This window comes from Luteimonas sp. 22616 (genome assembly GCF_052044325.1).
GTDB lineage: Bacteria > Pseudomonadota > Gammaproteobacteria > Xanthomonadales > Xanthomonadaceae > Luteimonas.
Map to the genome: position 1 here is coordinate 636,470 of NZ_JBQEMW010000001.1, position 22,882 is coordinate 659,351.

Consider the following 22,882-nt stretch of genomic DNA (forward strand, 5'->3'; position numbering starts at 1 on the left):
CTACGACAGCCGGAAAGACATGCCATGAACGCGCCATCGCCCAACTTCCGCCAGTCCGAACTCGACAAGTTCGCCGCGCTCGCCAATCGTTGGTGGGACCCGAAAGGCCCGCAGAAGGCGCTGCATGCGTTGAACCCGGTGCGGCTGGGCTACGTCGCAGATCGCATCGCACTGCGCGGTGCGAAGGTGCTCGACGTCGGCTGCGGCGGCGGCCTGCTCAGCGAGGCGCTGGCACGTGAAGGCGCCGAGGTCACCGCCATCGACCTCGCGCCCGACCTGGTCAAGGTCGCGAAGCTGCACGGGCTCGAATCCGGGGTGAAGGTCGACTATCGCGTGCAGCCGGTCGAAGATCTGGCAACCGGGCAGCCGGGCACGTTCGACGCGGTGACCTGCATGGAAATGCTCGAGCACGTGCCGGACCCGGGCGCGATCCTCTCGGCCTGCGCGACGCTGCTCAAACCCGGCGGCCGCCTGTTCGTGTCCACGCTCAATCGCACGCCGGCCGCGTTCGCACTGGCGATCGTCGGCGCCGAATACGTTGCGCGCCTGCTGCCGAAAGGCACGCATCAGTACCGCGATTTCATCAAGCCGTCCGAGCTTGGCGCGTGGCTGCGCGAGTCCGGACTGCAGCTCGAGGACGTCAGCGGGTTGATGTACGAGCCATGGCGCGACGCCGCGCGGCTCTCCCGGCGCACCGAAGTGAATTACCTCGCCTGTGCGGTGAAGCCGGGAATCGGGAATGGGGAGTAGGGGAGCGGAAAAGCAGCACGTGCGCGCAGGTTTCCCGCGCCTGGTGCTGTTCGACCTCGACGGCACCCTGCTCGACAGCGCGCCCGACATGCTGGCGGCGATCAACGCGCTGCGCGGCGAGCGCGGCGAAGCGCCCGCGGCGCTGGAAGGACTGCGTCCGCACGTGTCGAAGGGGGCCCGCGCGATGATCGCGTCGGCGTTCCCGCGGCTCGACGCCGACGCGCGCGAGGCGCTGGTGCAGCCGTTCCTCGACGCCTACGAGCGCGAGATCGGCTTGCACGGCAAGCCGTTCGACGGCATCGAAGACATGCTCGCCGCGCTCGAGGCCGACGGCGCGCGCTGGGGCATCGTCACCAACAAGCCCGAATACCTCGCGCGGCAGGTGTTGCCGGCGTTCGGCTGGGACACGCGCAGCGCGATCCTGGTCGGTGGCGACACCCTGGCCGAACGCAAGCCGCACCCGTTGCCGCTGCTGCATTCGGCGCAGACGCTCGGGGTGGACCCGGCACGGTGCGTCTACGTCGGCGATGACGAACGCGACATCGTCGCCGCGCGCGCAGCGGGCATGCCGTCGGTGGTCGCGCTGTGGGGGTATCGCCTGGATGAGGACGATCCCGTGGCATGGCAGGGCGACGTGATAGCCGAAATCCCGCGCCAACTTCTCGATCCCGCGGCATGGCCCCTGTAGGAGCGTCCAATGGGCGCGGGCGTCTTGCCGATAAAGCATCGCGCCATGGGGCGCTCCTACAATGACACGATGAACACCGCAGACGAATTCACCGCAAAATTGCATGCGCGCTGGCCGGAATGGGGCATCGGTGCGGTGTTCCTGCCCGCGTCCCAGCGCGAAACCGCATTCGCGTGGTTTGCATTGCTGCAGGAGCTGACCGACGCCGCGTGGACAGGTGCCGACGCCACGCCGGGCCTGGCCAAGCTGGCCTGGTGGAACGAGGAGCTGCTGGGCTGGGCCAAGGGCGCGCGCCGGCATCCATTGGGCGCGGTGCTGCAGCCGCATCCCGCGCCCTGGATGGCGCTGGCTGCGGGCCTGCTGCCGCTGCAGGGCAGCCGCGACCGACCGTTGTCGGCCACACCGGCGCAGGCGGGGCTGGATGGCATCGCGCTGGCCGTGGCCGAATGCGAGCAGGGCTTGTTCGGCACCGGCGCGAACCCCGGCGCGGCTGCCGGGGCGATCGCCTTCGACCTGTTCGCCGTCCGCCAGTTGTTGCGCGGCGAGGTCGACCTGGCGGTGCACCCGCCCGGCACCGGCCCCGCGTCCCGCGCGTGCACCCGGCCGCGACGGCTGCAATCGGCGTTCGTCCGGGAGCGGCTGCGCCGCGTGGCAAGCGGGCAGGCCGCGGCCGTGCGCCCCTGGCGCAGCCTGTGGCTCGCCTGGCGCGCCGCGCGAAGCACGCGCTGAGCGTCGTGCCGATAGGGGCGTCCGATGACGCCTCGCCGGGACCGCGGTGCCGGTGCCCGGTGGGAGCGGCTCCAGCCACGATCTTTTTGGCGTTTTCGCGAAATCTAGGGCTCTCGGCTGAAGCCGCTCGCACAAGGCGCCTGCAAGGATCCAGCTGGCGCGCATCTGGCGGAAACGCAGCGTTGCGCGGCCGTTTGCCCGGCAGCCGTTAAACTGTGGCCCGCTTTCAACCCCCGACCTGCCGTGAATCCTCCCAGCCCCAACCCCCTGCCGGACGTCGCCGGCGACCTCGCCATCGCCGCACGCCCGCTCGACTGGGTGGGCATGGAGCGCATCGCGCTGCCGCTGGCGATCCCCGGTGCCAACGGTGCGCCGCTGCAGGTGGCCGCATCCGCGGACGTCTTCGTCGACCTGGTCGAACCCGTTGCGCGCGGCATCCACATGTCGCGGCTGTACCTGCGGCTGCAGGACGCGCTGGTCGCCGAGGCGATCACCCCGGCCGGCCTGCGCCGGGTGCTGCAGGACTGCATCGACTCGCAGGGCGGGCTGTCGACGAGTGCGCGCATCGTGCTGCGCTACGAACAGTTGCTCAAGCGGCAGGCGCTGGCCAGCGACAACGCCGGCTGGAAGCGCTATCCGGTCGAGATCGACGCCACGCTCGCAGATGGTCACCTGGCGCTGACACTGGCATTCGCGGTCGAGTATTCGAGCACCTGTCCGGCCTCGGCCGCGCTGTCGCGACAGCTCAATGCCGAACGTTTCGCCGACGACTTCGCCGCCGCCCGCCCGCTGTCCACCGGCGTGGTGCGCGACTGGCTCGCCTCCGAACGCGGCCTGGCCGCCACCCCGCACGCCCAGCGCAGCCGCGCCGACGTGCGCGTGCAGCTCAAGCCTTCATTCGGCCAGCTTTCGATCGAAAGCCTGGTCGACGCGATCGAGGCCGCGCTCGGCACGCCGGTCCAGACCGCGGTCAAGCGCGAGGACGAACAGGCCTTCGCGCGGCTCAACGCCGAAAACCTGATGTTCTGCGAGGACGCGGCACGCCGCGTTGCCGCCGCGCTGTCGGCCGACGCCCGCATCGAACGCTTCGACGCCACGGTCTCGCATTTCGAAAGCCTGCACGCGCATGACGCGGTGGCGCGGGTGAGTGGTGGCGGCGCGGCGTAGGCGCCGATTTCGTCTGATTGTTGGCGAAAAGCTCGCGGCTTCCGCCGCTCCTACAGACACTCTGTTCTTGTAGGAGCGGCGGAAGCCGCGAGCTTTTATGCGCTTGCTACCGAGTGCGTTCGAGCACCAGCAGCGGATCCACGCGCACGTCGAACCGCGCCGGGCATGACCATCCGCGCCAACGATGACGGGCGCACCGCCGCGCGTTGCGATGATGAATGGCCGGGTTCTACTGCGTGCGTTCGAGCACCAGCAGCGGATCCACGCGCACGTCGAACCAGCTCATCCCCCAATGCAGATGCGGCCCCGTCGCCCGCCCGGTCGCACCGACCGCACCGACCACCTGCCCCTGCGTCACCCGGTCGCCCACCTTCACGTCGATCCGCGACAGGTGCAGGAAGTTCGAGCTCACGCCATGGCCGTGGTCGATCAGCAGGGTGCCGCCGGTCAGATACAGGTCCGGATCGGCGAACGTCACCACGCCCGCCGCGGGCGCCTGCACCGGCGTCCCGATCGGTACCGCGATGTCCATGCCCGAATGCCCGGCGCCGGGCTGGCCGTTGTACACGCGCCCGCTGCCGAAGCGGCCGCTGATGCGGCCCTGTACCGGCCAGTGGAACGGCGCGGCGAAGTCGGCGCGGTCGTCGTCGCGGGTGCGCGCTGCCGTGACCCGTGCCTGCTCGCGGCGGATGCGCTCGGCGATCGCCGGCGGCGGGTTCACGGTCTTCGGCGGCACGCCGTTGACGTGCTCCAGGGGCCAGTCGCGCGCGCTCACCGCGATGCTTTCGGTCGTCCTCGTGCCGTCGGCACGCAGCACTTCCAGTCGCAGCGGCCCGGCTTCCTGCCGATCCACGCCGAACACCACGGTGCCGTAGGGCGTCGGCCGCAACTCGCGGCCCGCGTAGCGCACCACGCTGCCGGCCGGGACCTTGCCGAACACCAGCGCGCCTTGCGACACGCTGGCGGGAAACACGATGCGGTCGCCGCCAGCGGCTCCCTGCGCGGACGCGCTGCCGGCCGCGCCAAGCGCAAGGACGCATGCCAGCGCTTGCAGCAGGCGCATCAACGATCGAACTCCATCCGCTGGCCCTGCGGCTCGCCGACGATGCGTTCGCCATCCCAGGCCAATTGCCCATTGACCCAGGTGGCGGCGATGCGCGAGTGGAACGTGGTGCCTTCGAACGGCGACCACGCGCACTTCGACAGCACGTCCTCGCGGCGGACCGTGAACGGCGTGTCGTCGATAAGCGCCAGGTCCGCCCAGTAGCCCTCGCGCAGGAAGCCGCGCTGCTTCACGTCGAACAGCTGCGCCGGCGCATGCGCGAGCTTCTGCACCACCTGCGTGTTGCTCAACCGGCCCTCGCGCACCAGTTCCAGCGCTGCCACCAGCGCGTACTGCACCAGCGGCAGGCCGCTGGGCGCGCGCACGTAGGGATTGTGCTTTTCCTCCCACGTGTGCGGCGCGTGGTCGGTGGCCAGCACGTCGATCACGTCGGATGCCAGCGCGTTGATCAGCGCCTCGCGGTCGCTGGCGTCCTTGATCGCGGGGTTGCACTTGATCAGGTGCCCGAGGCGCGCGTAATCGTCGCGGTCGAAACGCAGGAAGTGGATGCAGGTTTCGGCGGTGATGCGCTTGCGCACGCCGTTGGCATCGATCAGCGGGCCGGGCGTGAACAGCGCCAGTTCGTCGGCGGTGGAGATGTGCAGCACGTGCAGGCGGGTGCCGTGGGTGCGCGCCAGGTCCAGCGCCAGCCGGGTCGACTTGATGCAGGCCTCGCGCGAGCGGATGTCCGGATGGCAGGCCGCCGGGATGTCGTCGCCGTATTCGCCGCGATATTTCGCCAGCATCGCGTCGATCATCGGCGTGTCTTCGCAATGGGTGATGATCGGCGTCGGGGCTTCACGGAAGATGCCCGCCAGGGTCTCGGGATTGTCGACCAGCATGTTGCCGGTGGAGGCGCCCATGAACACCTTGATGCCCGGCGCCGTCAGCGGGTCGAGCGTGCGGATCGCCTCGAGGTTGTCGTTGCTCGCGCCCATGTAGAAGCCGTAGTTGGCACGGGCGCGGCCGGCGGCGCGCTGGTATTTGTTTTCCAGTACGTCGGCCGACAGCGTCGGCGGGCTGGTGTTGGGCATGTCCATGAAGCTGGTGACGCCGCCGGCGACCGCGGCGGTGGACTCGGTGGCCATGTCGGCCTTGTATTCCATGCCCGGTTCGCGGAAATGCACCTGGTCGTCGATCATCCCCGGCAGCAGCCGGCGACCGTTGGCGTCGACCACCGTTTCGCCGTCGCGCGCGGCGAGGCCGCTGCCGATGGTCTCGATGCGGCCGCGCGAGATGCGCAGGTCGGCGTCGAACTCGCGTCCCTCGTTGACCAGGCGGGCATTGACGATCAGCGTGTCGGACATGAACGGTTCCTATGGGTTGGGTGCGGGCGGGACCGGGTCGTGGCCGCCCGGGTGCAGGGGATGGCAGCGGCCGATGCGCCGCACGGCCAGCCAGCCGCCACGCAGGGCGCCGTGGCGGGCGATCGCCTGCATGGCGTATTCCGAACAGGTCGGCACGAACCGGCAGCGTGGCCCGAGCAGTGGGCTCAGCCAGCGTTTGTAGGCGCGCAGGAGGGCGATGAGGAGACGATCGATCACGTCGGGTTTTGCAAGAACGCGCGAAAAAGGCCCGCGCGGTTGCCGCTGTAGTCAGGGCAGGGTATAACAGCGCGCTTTCCCATCCAAGGGAATCACATCCCCGGCAAGGGGGATCAGGAAGGACTGCAACAACGTGGCTGTCAAGAAAACCGTGAAGAAGGCCGCCAAGGCCGTCAAGAAGCCCGCCAGGCCCGTCGCCAAGAAGCCCGTCGCGAAACCCGCCGCCAGGAAATCCAGCGCGAAGCCGGCCGCGAAGAAGGCTGTCGCCAAGAAGGCCGCGCCGAAAAAGGCGCCCGTGAAGAAGGCGGCCCCGAAGGCCGCGCCGAAGAAAAAGGCCGTTGCCAAGCCCGCGAAGAAGGTCGTGAAGGCCGCGACGGCGGCAAAGCCGGTGCCGGCCAAGGCCGCGAAGAAGGCGCCCGTGCAGAAGGCCACTAAGCCGGTGGCAAAGGCGGCGCCGGTCGCGAAGAAGGTCGCCAAGGCACCCGCGCCGCAGGCGAAGGCCACCGTGGCCAAGCCGGTCGCGGAGAAGAAGCGGGCCATGCCCGCCAAGCAGGGCGCTTCGGCGTCGAAGCAGCAGAAGCAAGAGGCCGCCAAGCCCGCGGTCGTGCGTTCGCCGTTCGCGCCGCGTCCGGTGGGCAAGGTCGCCGTCGCCGTGGTCTCCAGGGCACCGACGCCCCCGCCGAAGACCAAGTACAAGGTCGTGCCTTACAAGACCGATGAACTGACCGGCCGCCCGATCCTGCCGAAGGATTACCGGCCGAGCGGTGAAGAGGAGTACATGAGTCCGCTGCAGACCGAGTACTTCCGCCAGCGCCTGCTCGACTGGCGCTCGGACCTGGTCGAAGAGTCCAAGCAGACCATCGAGAACCTCAAGGACGAAGTGCGCGACGTCGGCGACGAAGCCGAGCGCGCCACCCGCGAAACCGAGAACTCGCTGGAGCTGCGCACCCGCGACCGTTACCGCAAGCTGATCGGCAAGATCGACAGCACGCTCAAGCGGCTGGATTCGGGCGAATACGGCTACAGCGTCGATTCGGGCGAAGAGATCGGCCTCGACCGCCTCGAAGCCCGCCTCACCGCCGAGCGCACCATCGACGAGCAGGAGCGCTGGGAGCACCTGCAGAAGCAGATCGGCGACTGACCGGCCTGCATATCCGGATGTTTCCGGATGCAATCGAAAAGCCCCGCATCGCGGGGCTTTTTTTTCATGCCTACTGCAGGTCGCGCAGGTCCAGCCGCCGCAGCTTCGGCGCCTTCCAGCCGGTGATGCCGACCACGCCCAGGGTCACGCAGCCGCCCACCACCACGGCCGGCACCAGGCCCAGCAGCCGCGCCATCACGCCGTCGTAGAACGCACCCAGTTCGTTCGACGAGCCGATGAAGATGCCGTTGATCGACGACACCCGGCCGCGCATCTCGTCCGGCGTGACGAGTTGCATGATCGTCGAGCGCATCACCACCGACACGCCGTCGCACATGCCGTAGGCCACCAGGATCGCCGCCGACAGCCAGAAGTGCCGCGACAGGCCGAATGCGATGGTGCACAGCCCGAAGCACGCCACAGCGATCATCAGCACGCGCCCCGCGTGCTTCTGCAGCGGATGCCGCGCCAGCCACAACGCCACGCAGATCGAGCCCAGCGCCGGCGCGCCGCGCAGGATGCCGAGCCCTTCCGGGCCGTAGTGCAGGATGTCCTTGATGAACGCCGGCAGCATCGACACCGCGCCGCCCAGCAGCACGCAGAACATGTCCAGCGTCATCGCCCCGAGCATGATCTGGTTGCCGAGCACGAACTGCAGGCCTTCGCGGATGCTGGAGAACACCGGCGCGCGCTGCAGCAACTGCGGCGGCTCGGTGACGCGCAGGGTGCCGATCGCGATCGCCGCGATTACCACGATGCACCCGGCGGTGCCGTAGGCCACGCCCTTGCCGGCCCAGCCGACCAGCACGCCGCCCAGTGCCGGGCCGACCACCATGCCGCTCTGGAACACCACGCTGCCCAGGCTCGCGCCGTTCACGAACTGCTCGCGTGGCAGCACACGAGCGAACAGGGCGTTGTAGACCGGCCCGAGGAAACTGCGCGCCATGCCGGTGAACGCGATCGCCGCATAGATCGGCCACACGTGGGCCGTCGGCAACCATCCCTGGGTGACGGCGACCAGGGCCAATGCGGTGAGCAGCAGTCCGCAGCAGGCGGCGACGCCGAGCTTGCGCCGCGGCAGGTGGTCGACCAGGTAGCCGGCGAACGGCGCCACGCAGAAGTACGGCAGCACTTCGGCCAGGCCGATCAGGCCGAGCGCGAACGGGCTGCGGGTAATTTCGTAGACATGCCAGCCGACGGTCACCGCCACGATCTGGTAGGACAGGATCGTGCAGATCCGGTACGCCATCAGTGCGCGGAATCCCGGGTTGCGCAGCGGCGAGGGCGCGGCCTCGTCGATGGACGGCGACCCGGCGATGCTCACGCGGCGCGCTGGGCCGTGTCGCGGATGAAGGCAAGCAGCGCCGCCAGGCCGTTGCTGCGTGTCGGCGAAAGGTGTTTGGCGAGGCCGACTTCGGCGATGTAGTCCGCCGGCGTGTCGAGGATTTCGCGTGCACTGCGGCCCGAGTAGACCCGCAGCGCGAGATAGACCAGGCCCGAGACAATGGCCGAGTCGCTGATCGCGGCGAAGTCCAGCCGCTGCGCGTCGCCGGACGGCACGATCCATACCATCGACTGGCAGCCGCGCAGGCGATGCTCTTCGGTCTTCCATTCATCCGGGAACGCCGGCAGTTTGCGGCCGAGGTCGATCAGGTACTGGTAGCGCTCGGACCAGTCGCCGAAGAAGCCAAACTCCTCCCTGATGGCCTGCTGGGCCTGGGCGGGGGAGGGTTCGAGCGGGAAGGGGGTGTCGGTCACGGGCGTGGTCGCCGAAGGTGGCGTCCGGGGCGGAGTGTCTATTGTCTCAAACGCCGCCTGTCCTTGTGGGTTTCTTCTGCCGGCCTCTTGGGCAGGCTCTGCAGGACTAGCGTCAGCTGCGAGCTTTGGCTCCCTCCCCTGCGAAAGCAGGGGAGGGTTGGGGAGGGGTGCCTTCAGCAGCACCGCAATCCGTGGGCACCCCCTCCCAACTTCCCCCTGCCTTTGCAGGGGGAGGGGCCAACGCAAAAACTCGTGGCTGAAGCCGCTCCTGCAGTTGTTGTGGGAGGCTAGCTGCCGCGCTTCCAGCGCACGCCCTGCGGCGTGTCCTCGAGCACGACGCCTTCGGCGGCCAGCTGGTCGCGGATGGCATCGGCGCGGGCGAAGTCGCGGGCCTGCTTGGCCGCAGCGCGTTCATCGATCAACGCCTGGATGCGCGCGTCGTCGTCGCCCGAGGCGCCGCGGCCGAACCAGTCGGCCGGCGCCTGCTGCAACAGGCCGAGCGCAAGGCCTGCACCGAGCAGCTGCGACTTCAGCTGCCGGCGCTCGTCGTCGCCCGTGGCCTTGCGTGCGGCCGTGGCGATCGCGGCCATTTCCGCCAGCGCCTGCGGCGTGTTGAGATCGTCGTCGAGGGCCGATTCGATCGCGTCGGGGATCTGTGGCGTCGCATCGACATCGACCAGGTCGCGCAGCGTGCCGTACAACCGGTCCAGCGTCCGCACCGACTGCTCGATCAGCGCCGGCGACCAGTCCAGCGGCTGCCGGTAATGCGCCGAAAGCAGGGCGTAGCGCAGCGCTTCTGGCGGGTGTGCGCGGACGAGGTCGTGGATCTTCTCTATGTTGCCCAGTGACTTGCTCATCTTCGCGCCGCCGAAGTTGAGCATGCCGTTGTGCAGCCAGAACCGCGCGAACGTGCGGCCGCCGTGCGCGCATTCGCTCTGCGCGATCTCGTTCTCGTGGTGCGGGAACTGCAGGTCGACGCCGCCGGCGTGGATGTCGATGGTTTCGCCCAGGTGGGCGGCGGCCATCGCCGAGCATTCGATGTGCCAGCCCGGGCGGCCGCGGCCCCAGGGCGAGTCCCAGCCCGGCAATTCGGGCGTGGAGGGTTTCCACAGCACGAAGTCGCCCGGGTCGCGCTTGTACGGTGCGATTTCGACGCGCGCGCCGGCCAGCATTTCCTCCGGGTCGCGGCGCGACAGCTTGCCGTAGCCGGGGAAGCTGGCCACTGAAAACAGCACGTGGCCGTCGGCGGCATATGCATTGCCGGACGCGACCAGCGCCTCGATCATGGCAATGATCTGCGCGATGTGGCGCGTGGCTTCCGGTTCGATGTCCGGTGGCGCGACGCCGAGCGCCGCCATGTCTTCGCGATACGCGGCGGCGAATCGGTCGGTGATCGTCGCAATCGGCACGCCCTGTTCGGCGGCGGCGGCGTTGATCTTGTCGTCGACGTCGGTGATGTTGCGCGCGTATTTCAGCGCGCCATGGCGCCGGCGCAGCAGGTCGGCCAGGACGCCGAAGACCACGGGCCCGCGTGCGTTGCCGATGTGCACGTAGTTGTAGACCGTCGGCCCGCAGACATACAGGGTGGGGCAGGCCGGGTCGAGCGGTGCGAATGCCTCGATGCGTCGGGTCAGGTTGTTGTGAAGACGCAGGCTCATCGCGTTCGGTCGCGGGGACGATCCCCGATTCTACCGGCCTGACCCGGAGCACGACAGCCGGGATTCAGCCCTTTCCCGTGGCCTGCCCCTAAACTGCAGGCCGGTCCGGATGGTCCTTGCCCGTCGAGATGCTTCGAATCCGCACGCTTCCCCCAATCCTGGTGGTGACCCTGCTGGCAGCGTCCGCTGCCATGCCGGCGCGTGCGCAGCAGACGGTGATCCAGATCGAGAACGTGCGCACCGAGTACGCCCGCGTGCTGCGCGCGCAGCCGGTCTACCAGACCCTGCGTGCGACCGCGATGGTCGAGCAGTGCGAAGACGGCGTGGTGGCCGATGGCCCAGAGCCCAAGCGCGGCCTGGCGCGGGTAGTGGGCGCGGTCAAGGACGTCCTGACGCCGAACTCGGATGACAAGGACAAGGCGGCCGACCAGGCCCAGCCAGTCGATGGCTGCGAAGTGGTTCCGACCGAGCGCGAGTTCCGCCGGCCGATCGCCTACGACGTCGACTACGTCCACCACGGCGTGAAGTACCGCTCGCGCCTGCCCTACGACCCGGGCAACCGGCTGCGGGTGCGGGTGTCGATTACCCCGATCGTGTCCGGGAGCCGCTAGGGCGATGCCCGGCGAGTTGCATGCGGGTCACCACGCCAGGACGCTTGCGGCCCGCGCCGCCGCGTGCGAGCATTCCCGCCCGATGCAGACCCTGCGCGCCAACGCCGACATCCTGACCTCCGCCCGCATGGCGGCGGGCATGACCTCGCGCGCGCGCCGACCGGAAGCCCGACTCGCTGGGTAGCCGGACCTGCCGCCATTTGCAGTTCCAGGAACAGACCCGGCCTTCGCGCTGGGTTTTTTCGTTTCCGGGCCGGCAAAAGGCGGGTTTGCCACCACCACTTCCTTCACTGAACCACGCAACCATGACCAGGCACTTCCTCAACACCCAGGACTGGACCCGCGCTGAACTCGACGCGGTGCTTGCGCAGGCGGCGCAGTTCAAGCGCAACCCGGCCGGCGACGCGCTCAAGGGAAAGTCCATCGCGCTGGTGTTCTTCAACCCTTCGCTGCGCACCCGCACCAGCTTCGAGCTCGGCGCCTTCCAGCTCGGCGGCCATGCGGTGGTGCTGCAGCCGGGCAAGGACGCCTGGCCGATCGAATTCGACCTGGGCACGGTGATGGACGGCGAAGCCGAGGAACACATTGCCGAGGTGGCGAAGGTGCTCAGCCGCTATGTCGACATGATCGGAGTGCGAGCGTTCCCGAAGTTCGTCGACTGGTCGCTCGACCGCCAGGACCGCGTGCTGCAGGGTTTCGCCAAGTACGCCACGGTGCCGGTGGTCAACATGGAAACCATCACCCATCCGTGCCAGGAACTCGCGCACGTGCTGGCCCTGCAGGAGCGCTTCGGCACGGCGGACCTGCGCGGGAAGAAGTACGTCCTCACCTGGACCTACCATCCCAGGGCGCTCAACACGGCGGTCGCGAATTCCGCGCTGACCATCGCCACCCGCATGGGCATGGACGTCACCCTGCTGTGCCCCACGCCCGAATACGTGCTCGACGAGCGCTACATGGGCTGGGCCGCGCAGAACGTGGCCGAAAGCGGCGGCTCGCTGCAGGTCAGCCACGACATCAACAGCGCCTACGCCGGCGCCGACGTCGTCTACGCCAAGAGCTGGGGCGCGCTGCCGTACTTCGGTGACTGGGAACGCGAGAAGCCGATCCGCGACCAGTACCGGCACTTCATCGTCGACGAGGCGAAGATGGCGAAGACCAACAACGGCGCCTTCAGCCACTGCCTGCCGTTGCGCCGCAACGTCAAGGCCACCGACGCGGTGATGGATTCACCGAACTGCATCGCGATCGAGGAGGCGGAGAATCGCCTGCATGTGCAGAAGGCGGTGATGGCGCAGCTGGCTGCGCAAGCCGGGAATCGGACCTAGGGATTCGGGATTCGAGAAAGCCGGACAGCACCTTCATCTTCCAGGAACCGCAACAGTGACCACCCCCAACCCCCAATCCCCAATTCCCACTCCCGGCTCCACCGACATCGTCCTCGCCTTCTCAGGTGGCCTCGACACCAGCTTCTGCGTGCCGTGGCTGCAGGAACTTGGCTGGAAGGTGCACACCGTGTTCGCCGACACCGGCGGCGTCGATGCCGAAGAGCGCCGCACGATCGAAGCGCGCGCCGCGGAACTGGGCGTGGCCAGCCACGTCACCATCGATGGCGGGCCGGCGATCTGGGACGGCTTCGTCAAGCCGTTCGTGTGGGCGGGCGAGGGCTACCAGGGGCAATACCCGTTGTTGGTGTCCGATCGTTACCTGATCGTCGACGCCGCGCTGGCGCGTGCGCACGACCTGGGCACGAACGCGATCGCGCACGGTTGCACCGGCATGGGCAACGACCAGGTGCGCTTCGACCTGGCGGTCAAGGCCAGCGGCGACTACCGCATCGTCGCCCCGATTCGCGAAATCCAGAAGGAACACACCCAGACCCGCGCCTACGAGCAGCAATACCTCGAGGAGCGCGGCTTCGGCGTGCGGGCGAAGCAGAAGGCCTACACGATCAACGAGAACCTGCTGGGCCTGACCATGTCCGGCGGCGAGATCGACCGCTGGGAGGCACCCGGCGACGGCGCACGCGGCTGGTGCGCGCCGCGCAATGCCTGGCCGGCGGAGCCGCTGCGCGCAACGCTGCAATTCGTCGGGGGCGAGGCGGTGGCGCTGGACGGCAACGAGATGCCGGGGCACAAGTTGCTGGCAAAGCTCAATACGCTGTTCGCGCAGTACGGCGTGGGGCGCGGGCTGTACACCGGCGACACCACCATCGGCCTGAAGGGGCGGATCGTGTTCGAAGCCCCGGGATTGACGGCGTTGCTGGTGGCGCATCGCGCGCTGGAGGAAACGGTGCTGAGCAAGCAGCAGAACCGCTTCAAGCCCGACGTGGCGCGCAAGTGGGTCGAACTGGTGTACGAGGGCTTCTTCCACGATCCGCTGAAGACCGACCTGGAGGCCTTCCTCGCCTCGTCGCAGCAGATGGTCAATGGCGAGGTGGTGCTGGAAACCCGCGGCGGCCGTGCCGATGCCGTCGCCGTGGCGTCGCCGCACATCCTCAACAGCAGCGGCGCGACCTATGCGCAGTCCGCGGACTGGGGCGTGGAGGAAGCCGAGGGTTTCATCAAGCTGTTCGGGATGAGCAGCACGCTTTGGGCGGGGGTCAACCGCGGGTGAAATCAGCCCCTCCCCTGCGAAGGCAGGGGAGGGTTGGGGAGGGGTGCCTTTGGCAACGCCGCGAACCGTGGGCACCCACTACAAACCTCCCCCTGCCTTCGCAGGGAGAGGGACAAGACAAGAGCTCGCGGCTGAAGCCGCTCCTACCGGCAATCGGGAATCCAGACAGACGACATGCTTGACCAGGTCCTCCAACACCTCACCGCATTGGTGTCCTTCGACACCCGCAACCCGCCGCGCCGGATCGGTGTGGGCGGAATCTTCGACTACCTGCGCGCGCAGTTGCCCGGTTTCCGCGTGGAAGTCACCGACCACGGCGATGGCGCGGTGTCGCTGTTCGCCGTGCGCGGTGCGCCCGAGGTGCTGTTCAACGTGCATCTGGACACGGTGCCGTCGTCGCCGGCCTGGACCGGCGATCCGCTGGCGCTGCGGGTGACCCGCAGCCGTGCGATCGGCCTGGGGGCCTGCGACATCAAGGGTGCGGCGGCCTGTCTGGTGGCCGCGGCACAGGCGTCGCGCGGGGATGCCGCGTTCCTGTTCGGCAGTGACGAGGAGGCCAACGATGCGCGCTGCATCGAGGCCTTCCTCAAGCGCCCGCACGGGTTCGGGCACGTCGTCGTCGCCGAGCCGACCAGCGGCGAGGCCGTGCTGGCGCATCGGGGCATCAGTTCGGTGCTGCTGCGCTTCAAGGGCCAGGCCGGCCACGCTTCCGGCGCCGATGCGATCGACTCCAGTGCGCTGCACCAGGCAATGCGCTGGGGCGCCGACGCGCTGGCGTTCGTCGAAGGGGAATCGCACCGTCGCTTCGGCGGCCTGACCGGCCTGCGGTTCAACATCGGCCGCGTCGAGGGCGGGATCAAGGCCAACGTGATCGCGCCGTCGGCGGAGGTGCGCTTCGGTTTCCGGCCGCTGCCGTCGCACGACATCGACGAACTGCACACGCGTTTTGGCGCCCTGGCCGAGTTCGGCACGCTGGAGCGCTACGAGGAAACCTTCCGCGGACCTTCGCTGCCGGCCGGCGATGTCGCCGAGGCCGAGGAGCGGCGGCTGGCCGCGCGCGACCTTGCCGACGCGCTGGGCCTGCCGATCGGCAACGCGGTCGACTTCTGGACCGAGGCCTCGCTGTTCTCGGCGGCGGGACTCAATGCCGTGGTCTGCGGCCCGGGCAACATCGCCCAGGCGCACACCGCCGACGAATGGGTGTCGCTGTCGGAACTGCAGGACTATGCCGAGGCCGCGCGGCGGATCATCGCCAACAACAGCAAAGCCAGCCCCTAGATTTTGTAGGAGCGGCTTCAGTCGCGAGCTTTTTTCATCATGTGCTGGCAAACAAGAGCTCGCGGCTGAAGCCGCTCCTACAAGAAGCACAACGGGATATCGGAACACCCATGCAATCCAACCGCCAGACCCGCCAGACCATCGTCCGCCTGCTTTCCGGCATGGGCAGCACGAAGGAGATCAGCCAGTACCTCAAGCGCTTCTCGCAGCTCGACGCGGCGCGCTTCGCAGTGGTCAAGGTCGGCGGCGCGATCCTGCGCGATGAACTCGATGCGCTGGTGTCGTCGCTGGGGTTCCTGCAGCAGGTTGGACTGACCCCGATCGTGATCCACGGCGCCGGTCCGCAGCTCGACGAGGCGATGCAGGCCGCCGGGATCGACAAGCGCGTCGTCGACAACCTGCGCTACACCGACGCCGCCGTGCTGGCGGTGGTGCGCCGCGTGCTGCGGCAGGAGAACCTGCGCCTGGTCGAGGCGCTGCAGGCCGAGGGCGTGCGCGCGACTTCGATCCAGTCGGGCGTGTTCGAAAGCGCGTTCCTGGACCGCGACAGGTACGGCCTGGTCGGGCGCGTGGCAGCCGTCGACACCGACGGCATCCACGCCGCGATCAAGGTCGGCTCGATCCCGGTGATCGCCTCGCTGGGTGAAACCGCCGACGGCCAGATCGTCAACGTCAACGCCGACTGGGCCGCCAACGAGCTGATCAAGACCCTGCAGCCGTACAAGATCGTCTTCCTCACCGGCACCGGCGGACTGCTCGACAGCGAGGGCAGGGTGATCGACTCGATCAACCTGAGCACCGAGTACGACGAGCTGCTGGCGCAGCCGTGGCTGCACTCGGGCATGCGAGTGAAGATCGAGCAGATCCACGACCTGCTGATGGCGCTGCCGCCGTCGTCGTCGGTGTCGATCACCCGGCCGGCGGAACTGGCCAAGGAGCTGTTCACGCACAAGGGCTCGGGCACGCTGGTGCGGCGCGGCGAGCGGGTGCTGCGTGCGCAGCGCTGGGACGAACTCGACCTGCCGCGCCTGCGCGAACTGGTCGAGTCGGCTTTCGGCCGCCGCGTGGTCGATGACTACTTCGAGCGCACGCCGCTGCTGCGCGCATACGTCAGCGAGCACTACCGCACCGCGGTGATCCTCACCGAAGTCGATGGCGTGCCGTACCTGGACAAGTTCGCGGTGCTCGACGACGCCCAGGGCGAAGGCCTCGGGCGCGCGGTGTGGCAGGTGATGCGGGAAGAAACGCCAAGCCTGTTCTGGCGCTCGCGCCACCACAACGCGGTCAACATCTTCTACTACGCCGAGTCCGACGGCTGCTACCGGCAGGAGAAGTGGAAGGCGTTCTGGTACGGGCTGGATGGCTTCGCGGAAATCGAACGCGCGGTGGCGCACTGTGCCGTGCGCGAACCCACCTTGCGGGACTGAACGATGGACGTACGCGAACACGCCTGGACCACGCCGCCGCGGCTCGCCGGCCGCAACGTCGTGCTCGAACCGCTGTCGCACGCGCACGCCGACGGCCTGCGCGCGGCGCTTGGCGACGGCGAACTCTCGCGCTGCTGGTACACCAGCGTGCCGCCACCGCAGGATGCCGGCGCGTACATCGCCGCTGCGCTGGAGAAACAGGCGCGCGGTGATTCGTGGGCGTTCGCCGTGCTCGATACCGCGGGCGAGGTGGTCGGCAGCACCCGCTGCTACGACATGGATGCTGCCGTCCCGCGGCTGCAGGTGGGCTACACCTTCTACGCGCCGCGCGTGCAGCGCACCGGCGTCAACACCGAAGCCAAGCTGCTGCTGCTCGGGCATGCGTTCGAAGTGCTGGGCTGCATTTGCGTGGGCTTCGAAACCAGCTGGTTCAACCAGCGCTCGCGCGGCTCGATCGCACGGCTGGGCGCGAAGCAGGACGGCATCCTGCGCAGCCACCGCCGCCACGCCGATGGCAGCGTGCGCGACACGGTGGCGTTCTCGATCATCGAAGCGGAGTGGCCGGCGGTGAAGCGCAACCTGCAGGATCGACTCGAGCGCGGAGGGCGCGACAATGGCTGAGAACACGCTGATGGATGCGAGGACCGTCGGCATCGTCGGTGCGCGCGGCCACACCGGCGCCGAGCTGATCCGGCTGATCGCGGGGCATCCGCGCTTCGAGCTTGCATTCGTGTCCTCGCGCGAGCTCGACGGCCAGCCGGTGTCGGCGCACGTGCCCGAGTACCGGGGTACGCTGCACTACGCCAACATCGCCCACGAGTCGCTCGGCGACTTCGCCGTCGACGCCTGCGTGCTCGCGCTGCCCAACGGCAAGTCGGGCGCCTGCATCGCCGGCCTGCTCGCGCACGGCGGGGATCCGGTGATCGTCGACCTGTCGGCCGACCACCGCTTCGACGACGACTGGTACTACGGCCTGCCGGAGCTCACCCGCGGCCGCTACGCCGGGCAGAAGCACATCGCCAACCCCGGCTGCTACGCCAGCGCGATGCAGTTCGCGATCGCGCCGGTGCGCGACCTGGTCGAGGGACCGGTGCAGTGCTTCGGCGTGTCGGGCTACTCGGGCGCCGGCACCACCCCGTCGGACCGCAACGATGTCGACAAGCTGCGCGACAACCTGATGCCGTACGCGCTGGTCGACCACCTGCACGAGCGCGAGGTCAGTCGCCAGTCCGGGCTGGCGATCGAGTTCATGCCGCACGTGGCCCCGCATTTCCGCGGCCTCACGGTTACCGCCAACCTGCACCTGCGCGAACCGGCGACGCTCGACGCCGTGCGCGCGCGGTACGCGGAGCGCTATGGCGACGAACCGCTGCTGCGCGTCGACGACGAGGCGCCGTGGGTCAGCCAGGTCGCCGGCCGCCACGGCGCCGAGGTCGGCGGCTTCACGCTCAGCGACGACGGCCGCCGGCTGGTGGTGGTGGCCACGCTCGACAACCTGCTCAAGGGCGCTGCGACGCAGGCGCTGCAGAATCTCAACCTGGCCTTCGGCTTGCCGGAAACCGAAGGCATCCCATTGGAATGATCTCCGGCTCCCTCCCCTGCGAAGGCAGGGGAGGGTTGGGGAGGGGTTGCGTGGGCTCGCACGATGCTTGCGGACAAGTTGTACCGGGTCCGACGCAACCCCCTCCCAGCCCCCCTGCCTTCGCAGGGGGAGGGGCCAATCAAGAGTCTCGCGGCTGAAGCCGCTCCCACAAGAACCCGCAAGTCCCAGAAGAAGCGAGAACCGTCATGTCCGATTTGCTCTGGCAAAAACCCGGCGTCGCCGTCGACGCGCAGATCCAGGCCTTCCTGGCCGGCGACGACGTGATCCTGGACCGCGAGTTCTTCCTCCACGACATCGCGGCCAGCCGCGCGCATGCCGAAGGGCTGCAGCATCTCGGCATCCTCGACACCGGCGCGCTGGATGACATCGCGCGCGAGCTCGCGGTGCTTGCCGACGACTTCCGCAGCGGCACCTTCGTGCTCGACGAACGCTTCGAGGACGGGCACTCGGCGATCGAGGCGCGCCTGGTCGAACGCCTCGGCGATACCGGCCGGCGCATCCACACCGGCCGCAGCCGCAACGACCAGGTGCTGGTCGCCACGCGACTTTGGCTGAAGGAGAAGCTGGCGCGCACGCAGGCGCTGTGCATCGAAACCGCGGACGTCGCCCTGCGGCGCGCGCGTGCCGAGGCCGACATGCCGCTGCCCGGCTACACCCACCTGCAGCGCGCCGTGGTGTCGTCGCTGGGCATGTGGTGGGGCGCGTGGGCGGAGGCCTTCATCGACAACGCGGCGCGTGCCCGGGACACCCGCGCGTGGATCGACGCGAACCCGCTCGGCAGCGCCGCCGGCTACGGCGTCAACCTGGCGCTGGACCGCGACCACACCACGGCCGCGCTCGGCTTTGCGCGCATGCAGCTTTCGCCGCCGTACGCGCAGCTGTCGCGCGGCAAGTTCGAGCTGGCCGCGCTTGAGGCGCTGGGCAGCGCGATGCTGGACCTGCGTCGCGTGGCCTGGGACCTGAGCCTGTTCACCAGTGCCGAGTTCGGCTTCGTCGCACTGCCCGCGCAATACACGACCGGCAGCTCGATCATGCCCAACAAGCGCAACCCGGACGTGATCGAACTGATGCGTGCGACCTACGCCAGCGTCGCCGCCGCGCGCTGCGAGATCGAACAGCTGCTGTCGCTGCCGTCGGGCTACCACCGCGACCTGCAGCTGTCCAAGGGCGCGCTGTTCCATGGCTTCGGCAAGGGGCTGCAGGCGCTGGCGCTGCTGCCGGACCTGCTGCGCAACCTGGAGTGGAAGCCGGAGCGCATGCGCGCCGCGCTGGAGCCGTCGATGTATGCCACCGATCTTGCGGTAGAGATGGCTAAGGACGGCGTGCCGTTCCGCGATGCCTATCGCCAGGCCGCCGATCCGGCGCGCTGGGCCGAAGGCGATCCCGAAGCCAGCCTCGCCGCGCGCGTGTCACCCGGAGCGTCGGGCGACCTGCGCCTCGATGCGCTGCGGAAGCGATGGGAGGCGCTTCCGCGGTAGAGTCGAGGTTTGCTTTGGGGGACATCATGAAGGCAGCAACCACTCGCCTGTTCCGCTTCCTGTTGCCCGTCCTGTTCGTCGCTGCGCCCGCCTTCGCGCAGACATCGCCGATGACTCCGGACATCCCGCCGGAATTCGTCGCGCCGACGGAGGGCTACGACTACACCCGGCGCGAAGTGATGATCCCGATGCGCGACGGCGTCGGTCTGTACACCGTGATCGTGGTGCCAAAGGGCGCGCACGATGCGCCGATCCTGCTCACCCGCACGCCTTACAGCGCCGACGCCCGGACCAGCCGCATGGCGTCGCCACGCATGCTCGACATCCTGTCGCAGGCGGACGAGGTGTTCGTCCGTGGCGGTTACATCCGCGTCGTCCAGGACGTGCGCGGGAAGTACCGCTCCGAGGGCGACTACGTGGCCGTCCGCCCCTTGCGTGGTCCCTTGAACGACAGCGACACCGACCATTCCACCGACGCGTACGACACCATCGAGTGGCTAGTCCGCAACGTCCCCGAATCCAACGGTCGTGTCGGCATGGTGGGCTCGTCGTACGACGGCTTCACCGCGGCGATGGCGCTGGTCGATCCGCATCCGGCGCTCAAGGTCACCGCGCCGCTGAGCCCGGTGGTGGATGGCTGGATCGGCGACGACTGGTTCAACCACGGCGCGTTCCGCCAGGTGATGTTCCGCTACTACACCGGGCAGATGACCCGGCGCGGCAAGGGCGTCCCGATCGCCAGCGCCGGCTACGACGATTACAGCAACCTGCTGCGCGCCGGTTCGGCCGGGGCGTATGCGCGCTCCATCGGCCTCGAGCAGGTGCCGTGGTGGAACAAGCTCACCGAGCACCCGGCATACGACGTCTTCTGGCAGGAGCAGGCGCTCGACAGGATCCTGGCGCGCACGCCGCTGGACGTGCCGACGATGTGGGTGCAGGGCCTCTGGGACCAGGAGGACATGTACGGCGCCAACCACGCCTATGCCGCGATGGAAGGCAGGGACGGGCGCAACGACCGCAACTACCTGGTGATGGGTCCCTGGCGGCACAGCCAGGTCAAGTCCGAGGGGCGTTCGTTGGGTGTGCTGGAGTGGAACGGCGACACCGCCCTGCAGTTCCGGCGCGACATCCTCAAGCCGTTCTTCGACCAGTACCTGGTGGCCGGCGCGCCGAAGGCCGACACCCCGCCGGTGCTGGTCTACAACACCGGCGAGGACCGTTGGGACCGTCTGCAAGCGTGGCCGCGCAGCTGCGCGCAAGGGTGTGCCAGCAAGCCGAAGCCGCTGTACCTGCGAGCCGGCGGCGCCCTGTCGTTCGAGGCCCCCAAGGCGGGGCAGGCCCGGGACGACGCGTACGACGAGTACGTTTCGGATCCCGCGAAGCCGGTCCCGTACCTGCCGCGCCCGGTGCATTTCGCCGACCATGCGGCATGGACGACCTGGCTGGTCCACGACCAGCGCTTCGTCGACGGGCGGCCGGACGTGCTGACCTGGATGAGCGAGCCGCTGACCGAGCCCCTGCGGATTGCCGGCGAGCCCTGGGTGCACCTGCAGGCGTCCACCAGCGGCAGCGACAGCGACTGGGTGGTCAAGCTGATCGACGTTTATCCCGACCAGGTTGCCTCGAAGCCGGAAATGGGCGGCTACCAGCTGCCGGTATCGCTGGCGATCTTCCGTGGACGCTACCGGGAAAGCCTCGAGACGCCGGCGCCGATCGAGCCGGGCAAGGTGCTGGCGTACGAGTTTGCCCTGCCCAACGCCAACCACGTGTTCCAGCCCGGCCACCGGGTGATGGTGCAGGTGCAGTCGACCCTGTTCCCGCTTTACGACCGCAACCCGCAGACCTTCGTGCCGAACATTTTCTTCGCCGAACCGGAGGACTATCGCAAGGCGACCCAGCGGGTGTGGCACACGCCGCAGGCGGCCAGCTATCTCGCGCTGCCGGTGCCATGAGCGAAGGCAAGCAACGCTACCAGCAATCCTCCAGCACCCGCGGCTTGCACGCCTGCCAGCCGCCGATGACCATCACCAGCACGCTGGCGGCGAGCATCGCGAACGGCCAGGTCCAGCCATGCGTGGCTTCGTGCAACACGCCGAACAGCAGCGGCCCGAGGCAGGCCAGCGCGTAGCCCACGCCCTGCATGAAACCCGACAACGACGCCGAGCCCGCCGGCGTGCGGGTGCGCAGGTTGATCAGGGTCAGGCCGAGCGGGAAGGTGCTGGGGCCAAGCCCGACCAGCGGCACCCACAGCAGCGGCGCCGCCATCGGCGCCAGCAGCAGGCCTGCGAAGCCGCCGAAGTGGCAGGCCGCGCAGGCGAGCACGATCGGGAACGGGTTGCGCACGCGCGCCGCCAGCGCCGGGATCGTCAGCGCGCTGACCAGGCCCAGCGCCGAATACAGCGCCACCATCGCGCCGCCGAACGCCGGCGTGGCGCCGGCCTCGGTGAGGATCTTCGGCAACCAGGTGAACATCGAATACGTCGCCAGCGACGTCATGCCGAACATCAGCGCCATGCCCCAGCCCAGCGACGTGCGCCAGACCTTGCCGCGCGGCGCGGGCGCGGCCAGCTCCGGCGCTTCGTCACCGGCGGCGACGGCGGCGTCGTGGCAGCGGGCGAGGTCGGATTCCTTGCGGCGTTCGATCCACAGCACGCCGATCCACGGCAACGCCGCGGCGATCGCGACCAGTGCCCAGGCGCCCATCGAGATGCGCCAGCCCACGGCGGCCGCCACCGGTACAGCGGCCAGCGCCGGCAGGATCGTGCCCATCTGCAGCACGGTGATGTAGAGCGTGCTCAGCGCGCCGACGCGGTCGGCGAAGTAGCGCTTGACCAGCGGCGGCAGCACCACGTTGCCGATGCCCATGCCGGCCAGCGCGACGATCGAGCCGAACAGCAGCCCGCCGGTGCCGCCGGCGAGCGAGCGAAGCACCAGCCCCAGCGCGGCCAGCCCCATCGACAGCAGCGCGGCGCGTTCGAGCCCGATGCGGTGGGCGATGGCGGGCGTGGCGACGCCGAAGACAGCGAACGCCGCGCTCGGCAGCATCCCCAGCACCCCGGCCATGGTGCCGCCGAAGTCGAACACGCGGCCAAGTTCGTCGAGCAACGGGGTGATCGAGGTGACCGCGGTGCGCAGGTTCAGCGCCGACAGCACGATGCCCACCAGCACCAGCGCGCGACCTTCCGCCAGGCCGGGCCGGACGGAGGAGGGCGGAGGTGCCTGCGTGCTCATGCGATGGGAATCCAGGGGCGGCGCGGGGGAGCGCCCGGGAGAAATTGCCGCGAAGAATGGCCGGAAACGAAAAAACCGGCGCGGGCCGGTTTCGTCTAAAC

General features: G+C 69.0%; 21 protein-coding genes. 14 read left to right on the forward strand and 7 right to left on the reverse strand.

The features are described 5' to 3' along the window. Positions 1-24 precede the first annotated feature (24 nt). From ubiG to folE2, 4 genes are all read left to right on the forward strand, one after another. Positions 25-750, forward strand: coding sequence for a bifunctional 2-polyprenyl-6-hydroxyphenol methylase/3-demethylubiquinol 3-O-methyltransferase UbiG (ubiG, locus tag ACTJIL_RS02965; RefSeq protein ID WP_440754106.1), 726 nt, complete (start codon positions 25-27; stop codon positions 748-750). After that, positions 740-1,438, forward strand: coding sequence for a phosphoglycolate phosphatase (locus ACTJIL_RS02970; protein WP_440754107.1), 699 nt, complete (start codon positions 740-742; stop codon positions 1,436-1,438). The genes ubiG and ACTJIL_RS02970 overlap by 11 nt, the downstream gene beginning before the upstream one ends. Positions 1,439-1,507: 69 nt before the next feature. Next, a complete protein-coding gene (locus ACTJIL_RS02975) occupies positions 1,508-2,167 on the forward strand; it encodes a phytoene/squalene synthase family protein (protein WP_440754108.1) in 660 nt (219 codons plus the stop codon). Positions 2,168-2,410: 243 nt separating this feature from the next. Next, a complete protein-coding gene (folE2, locus tag ACTJIL_RS02980) occupies positions 2,411-3,334 on the forward strand; it encodes a GTP cyclohydrolase FolE2 (protein WP_440754109.1) in 924 nt (307 codons plus the stop codon). A 229-nt stretch (positions 3,335-3,563) separates the two neighbouring features. On the opposite strand, the gene ACTJIL_RS02985 is transcribed toward folE2, so the two are convergent. Genes ACTJIL_RS02985 through yidD form a run of 3 tightly spaced genes read right to left on the reverse strand, consistent with a single transcriptional unit; the run spans position 3,564 to position 5,980 of the window. Continuing rightward, a complete protein-coding gene (locus tag ACTJIL_RS02985; protein ID WP_440754110.1) occupies positions 3,564-4,397 on the reverse strand; it encodes a M23 family metallopeptidase in 834 nt (277 codons plus the stop codon). Next, positions 4,397-5,743 (reverse strand): dihydroorotase, encoded by a 1,347-nt coding sequence (locus ACTJIL_RS02990; RefSeq protein ID WP_440754111.1) that lies wholly within the window; start codon positions 5,741-5,743, stop codon positions 4,397-4,399. The genes ACTJIL_RS02985 and ACTJIL_RS02990 overlap by 1 nt, the downstream gene beginning before the upstream one ends. Before the next feature lie 9 nt (positions 5,744-5,752). Further along, positions 5,753-5,980 carry a membrane protein insertion efficiency factor YidD gene (gene yidD, locus ACTJIL_RS02995; protein WP_440754112.1) on the reverse strand — a complete coding sequence of 76 codons (228 nt, stop codon included), beginning with the start codon at positions 5,978-5,980 and terminating at the stop codon, positions 5,753-5,755. 133 nt (positions 5,981-6,113) lie between these two features. Here yidD and dksA point away from each other — a divergent pair, with 133 nt between their 5' ends. Then, a complete protein-coding gene (gene dksA / locus ACTJIL_RS03000) occupies positions 6,114-7,121 on the forward strand; it encodes an RNA polymerase-binding protein DksA (protein WP_440754113.1) in 1,008 nt (335 codons plus the stop codon). 70 nt (positions 7,122-7,191) lie between these two features. Here the strand turns inward: dksA and ACTJIL_RS03005 are convergent, their stop codons facing one another. The 3 genes from ACTJIL_RS03005 to cysS form a co-directional block, all read right to left on the reverse strand. After that, positions 7,192-8,421, reverse strand: a complete 1,230-nt coding sequence (locus tag ACTJIL_RS03005) for an MFS transporter (RefSeq protein ID WP_440755825.1) — start codon at positions 8,419-8,421, stop codon at positions 7,192-7,194. A gap of 20 nt (positions 8,422-8,441) precedes the next feature. Beyond that, the gene (locus ACTJIL_RS03010) at positions 8,442-8,879 is read right to left on the reverse strand and encodes a SufE family protein (RefSeq protein ID WP_440754114.1); all 438 of its coding nucleotides are present in this window, start codon (positions 8,877-8,879) and stop codon (positions 8,442-8,444) included. Positions 8,880-9,166: 287 nt separating this feature from the next. Further along, complete coding sequence (gene cysS / locus ACTJIL_RS03015; RefSeq protein ID WP_440754115.1) at positions 9,167-10,537, reverse strand: cysteine--tRNA ligase; 1,371 nt, start codon at positions 10,535-10,537, stop codon at positions 9,167-9,169. Positions 10,538-10,701: 164 nt separating this feature from the next. On the opposite strand from cysS, the gene ACTJIL_RS03020 reads away from it, so the two are divergent. The 9 genes from ACTJIL_RS03020 to ACTJIL_RS03060 all read left to right on the forward strand — a co-directional run bounded on the left by ACTJIL_RS03020 (position 10,702) and on the right by ACTJIL_RS03060 (position 21,502). Continuing rightward, positions 10,702-11,148 (forward strand): hypothetical protein, encoded by a 447-nt coding sequence (locus ACTJIL_RS03020; protein ID WP_440754116.1) that lies wholly within the window; start codon positions 10,702-10,704, stop codon positions 11,146-11,148. 305 nt (positions 11,149-11,453) lie between these two features. Then, entirely contained in the window at positions 11,454-12,476 is a 1,023-nt protein-coding gene (locus ACTJIL_RS03025) for an N-acetylornithine carbamoyltransferase (protein ID WP_440754117.1), read from the forward strand. A gap of 55 nt (positions 12,477-12,531) precedes the next feature. Then, entirely contained in the window at positions 12,532-13,764 is a 1,233-nt protein-coding gene (locus tag ACTJIL_RS03030; RefSeq protein WP_440754118.1) for an argininosuccinate synthase, read from the forward strand. Positions 13,765-13,938: 174 nt separating this feature from the next. After that, positions 13,939-15,042 (forward strand): acetylornithine deacetylase, encoded by a 1,104-nt coding sequence (locus tag ACTJIL_RS03035; RefSeq protein WP_440754119.1) that lies wholly within the window; start codon positions 13,939-13,941, stop codon positions 15,040-15,042. A 110-nt stretch (positions 15,043-15,152) separates the two neighbouring features. Further along, positions 15,153-16,469, forward strand: coding sequence for an acetylglutamate kinase (locus tag ACTJIL_RS03040; RefSeq protein WP_440754120.1), 1,317 nt, complete (start codon positions 15,153-15,155; stop codon positions 16,467-16,469). Between the two features lie 3 nt (positions 16,470-16,472). Beyond that, on the forward strand, positions 16,473-17,090 hold the full coding sequence (locus ACTJIL_RS03045) for a GNAT family N-acetyltransferase (RefSeq protein WP_440754121.1): 618 nt from the start codon (positions 16,473-16,475) through the stop codon (positions 17,088-17,090). Next, positions 17,083-18,051, forward strand: a complete 969-nt coding sequence (argC, locus tag ACTJIL_RS03050) for an N-acetyl-gamma-glutamyl-phosphate reductase (RefSeq protein ID WP_440754122.1) — start codon at positions 17,083-17,085, stop codon at positions 18,049-18,051. Before ACTJIL_RS03045 ends, argC begins: the two co-directional genes overlap by 8 nt. 206 nt (positions 18,052-18,257) lie before the next feature. Beyond that, a complete protein-coding gene (gene argH, locus ACTJIL_RS03055; protein ID WP_440754123.1) occupies positions 18,258-19,550 on the forward strand; it encodes an argininosuccinate lyase in 1,293 nt (430 codons plus the stop codon). 26 nt (positions 19,551-19,576) lie between these two features. Further along, positions 19,577-21,502, forward strand: coding sequence for a CocE/NonD family hydrolase (locus tag ACTJIL_RS03060; RefSeq protein ID WP_440754124.1), 1,926 nt, complete (start codon positions 19,577-19,579; stop codon positions 21,500-21,502). 16 nt (positions 21,503-21,518) lie between these two features. Here ACTJIL_RS03060 and ACTJIL_RS03065 read toward each other — a convergent pair whose 3' ends face one another. Next, positions 21,519-22,781, reverse strand: a complete 1,263-nt coding sequence (locus tag ACTJIL_RS03065; protein ID WP_440754125.1) for a CynX/NimT family MFS transporter — start codon at positions 22,779-22,781, stop codon at positions 21,519-21,521. Positions 22,782-22,882: the final 101 nt, after the last annotated feature.

Bases quoted from the DNA above. Each gene is read 5' to 3' on its own strand.
- ubiG (WP_440754106.1), top strand. From the start codon at position 25: ATGAACGCGCCATCGCCCAACTTCCGCCAGTCCGAACTCGACAAGTTC.
- ACTJIL_RS02970 (WP_440754107.1), top strand. From the start codon at position 740: ATGGGGAGTAGGGGAGCGGAAAAGCAGCACGTGCGCGCAGGTTTCCCG.
- ACTJIL_RS02975 (WP_440754108.1), top strand. From the start codon at position 1,508: ATGAACACCGCAGACGAATTCACCGCAAAATTGCATGCGCGCTGGCCG.
- ACTJIL_RS02985 (WP_440754110.1), bottom strand. From the start codon at position 4,397: ATGCGCCTGCTGCAAGCGCTGGCATGCGTCCTTGCGCTTGGCGCGGCC.
- ACTJIL_RS02990 (WP_440754111.1), bottom strand. From the start codon at position 5,743: ATGTCCGACACGCTGATCGTCAATGCCCGCCTGGTCAACGAGGGACGC.
- cysS (WP_440754115.1), bottom strand. From the start codon at position 10,537: ATGAGCCTGCGTCTTCACAACAACCTGACCCGACGCATCGAGGCATTC.
- ACTJIL_RS03025 (WP_440754117.1), top strand. From the start codon at position 11,454: ATGACCAGGCACTTCCTCAACACCCAGGACTGGACCCGCGCTGAACTC.
- ACTJIL_RS03035 (WP_440754119.1), top strand. From the start codon at position 13,939: ATGCTTGACCAGGTCCTCCAACACCTCACCGCATTGGTGTCCTTCGAC.
- ACTJIL_RS03040 (WP_440754120.1), top strand. From the start codon at position 15,153: ATGCAATCCAACCGCCAGACCCGCCAGACCATCGTCCGCCTGCTTTCC.
- ACTJIL_RS03045 (WP_440754121.1), top strand. From the start codon at position 16,473: ATGGACGTACGCGAACACGCCTGGACCACGCCGCCGCGGCTCGCCGGC.
- argC (WP_440754122.1), top strand. From the start codon at position 17,083: ATGGCTGAGAACACGCTGATGGATGCGAGGACCGTCGGCATCGTCGGT.
- argH (WP_440754123.1), top strand. From the start codon at position 18,258: ATGTCCGATTTGCTCTGGCAAAAACCCGGCGTCGCCGTCGACGCGCAG.
- ACTJIL_RS03060 (WP_440754124.1), top strand. From the start codon at position 19,577: ATGAAGGCAGCAACCACTCGCCTGTTCCGCTTCCTGTTGCCCGTCCTG.
- ACTJIL_RS03065 (WP_440754125.1), bottom strand. From the start codon at position 22,781: ATGAGCACGCAGGCACCTCCGCCCTCCTCCGTCCGGCCCGGCCTGGCG.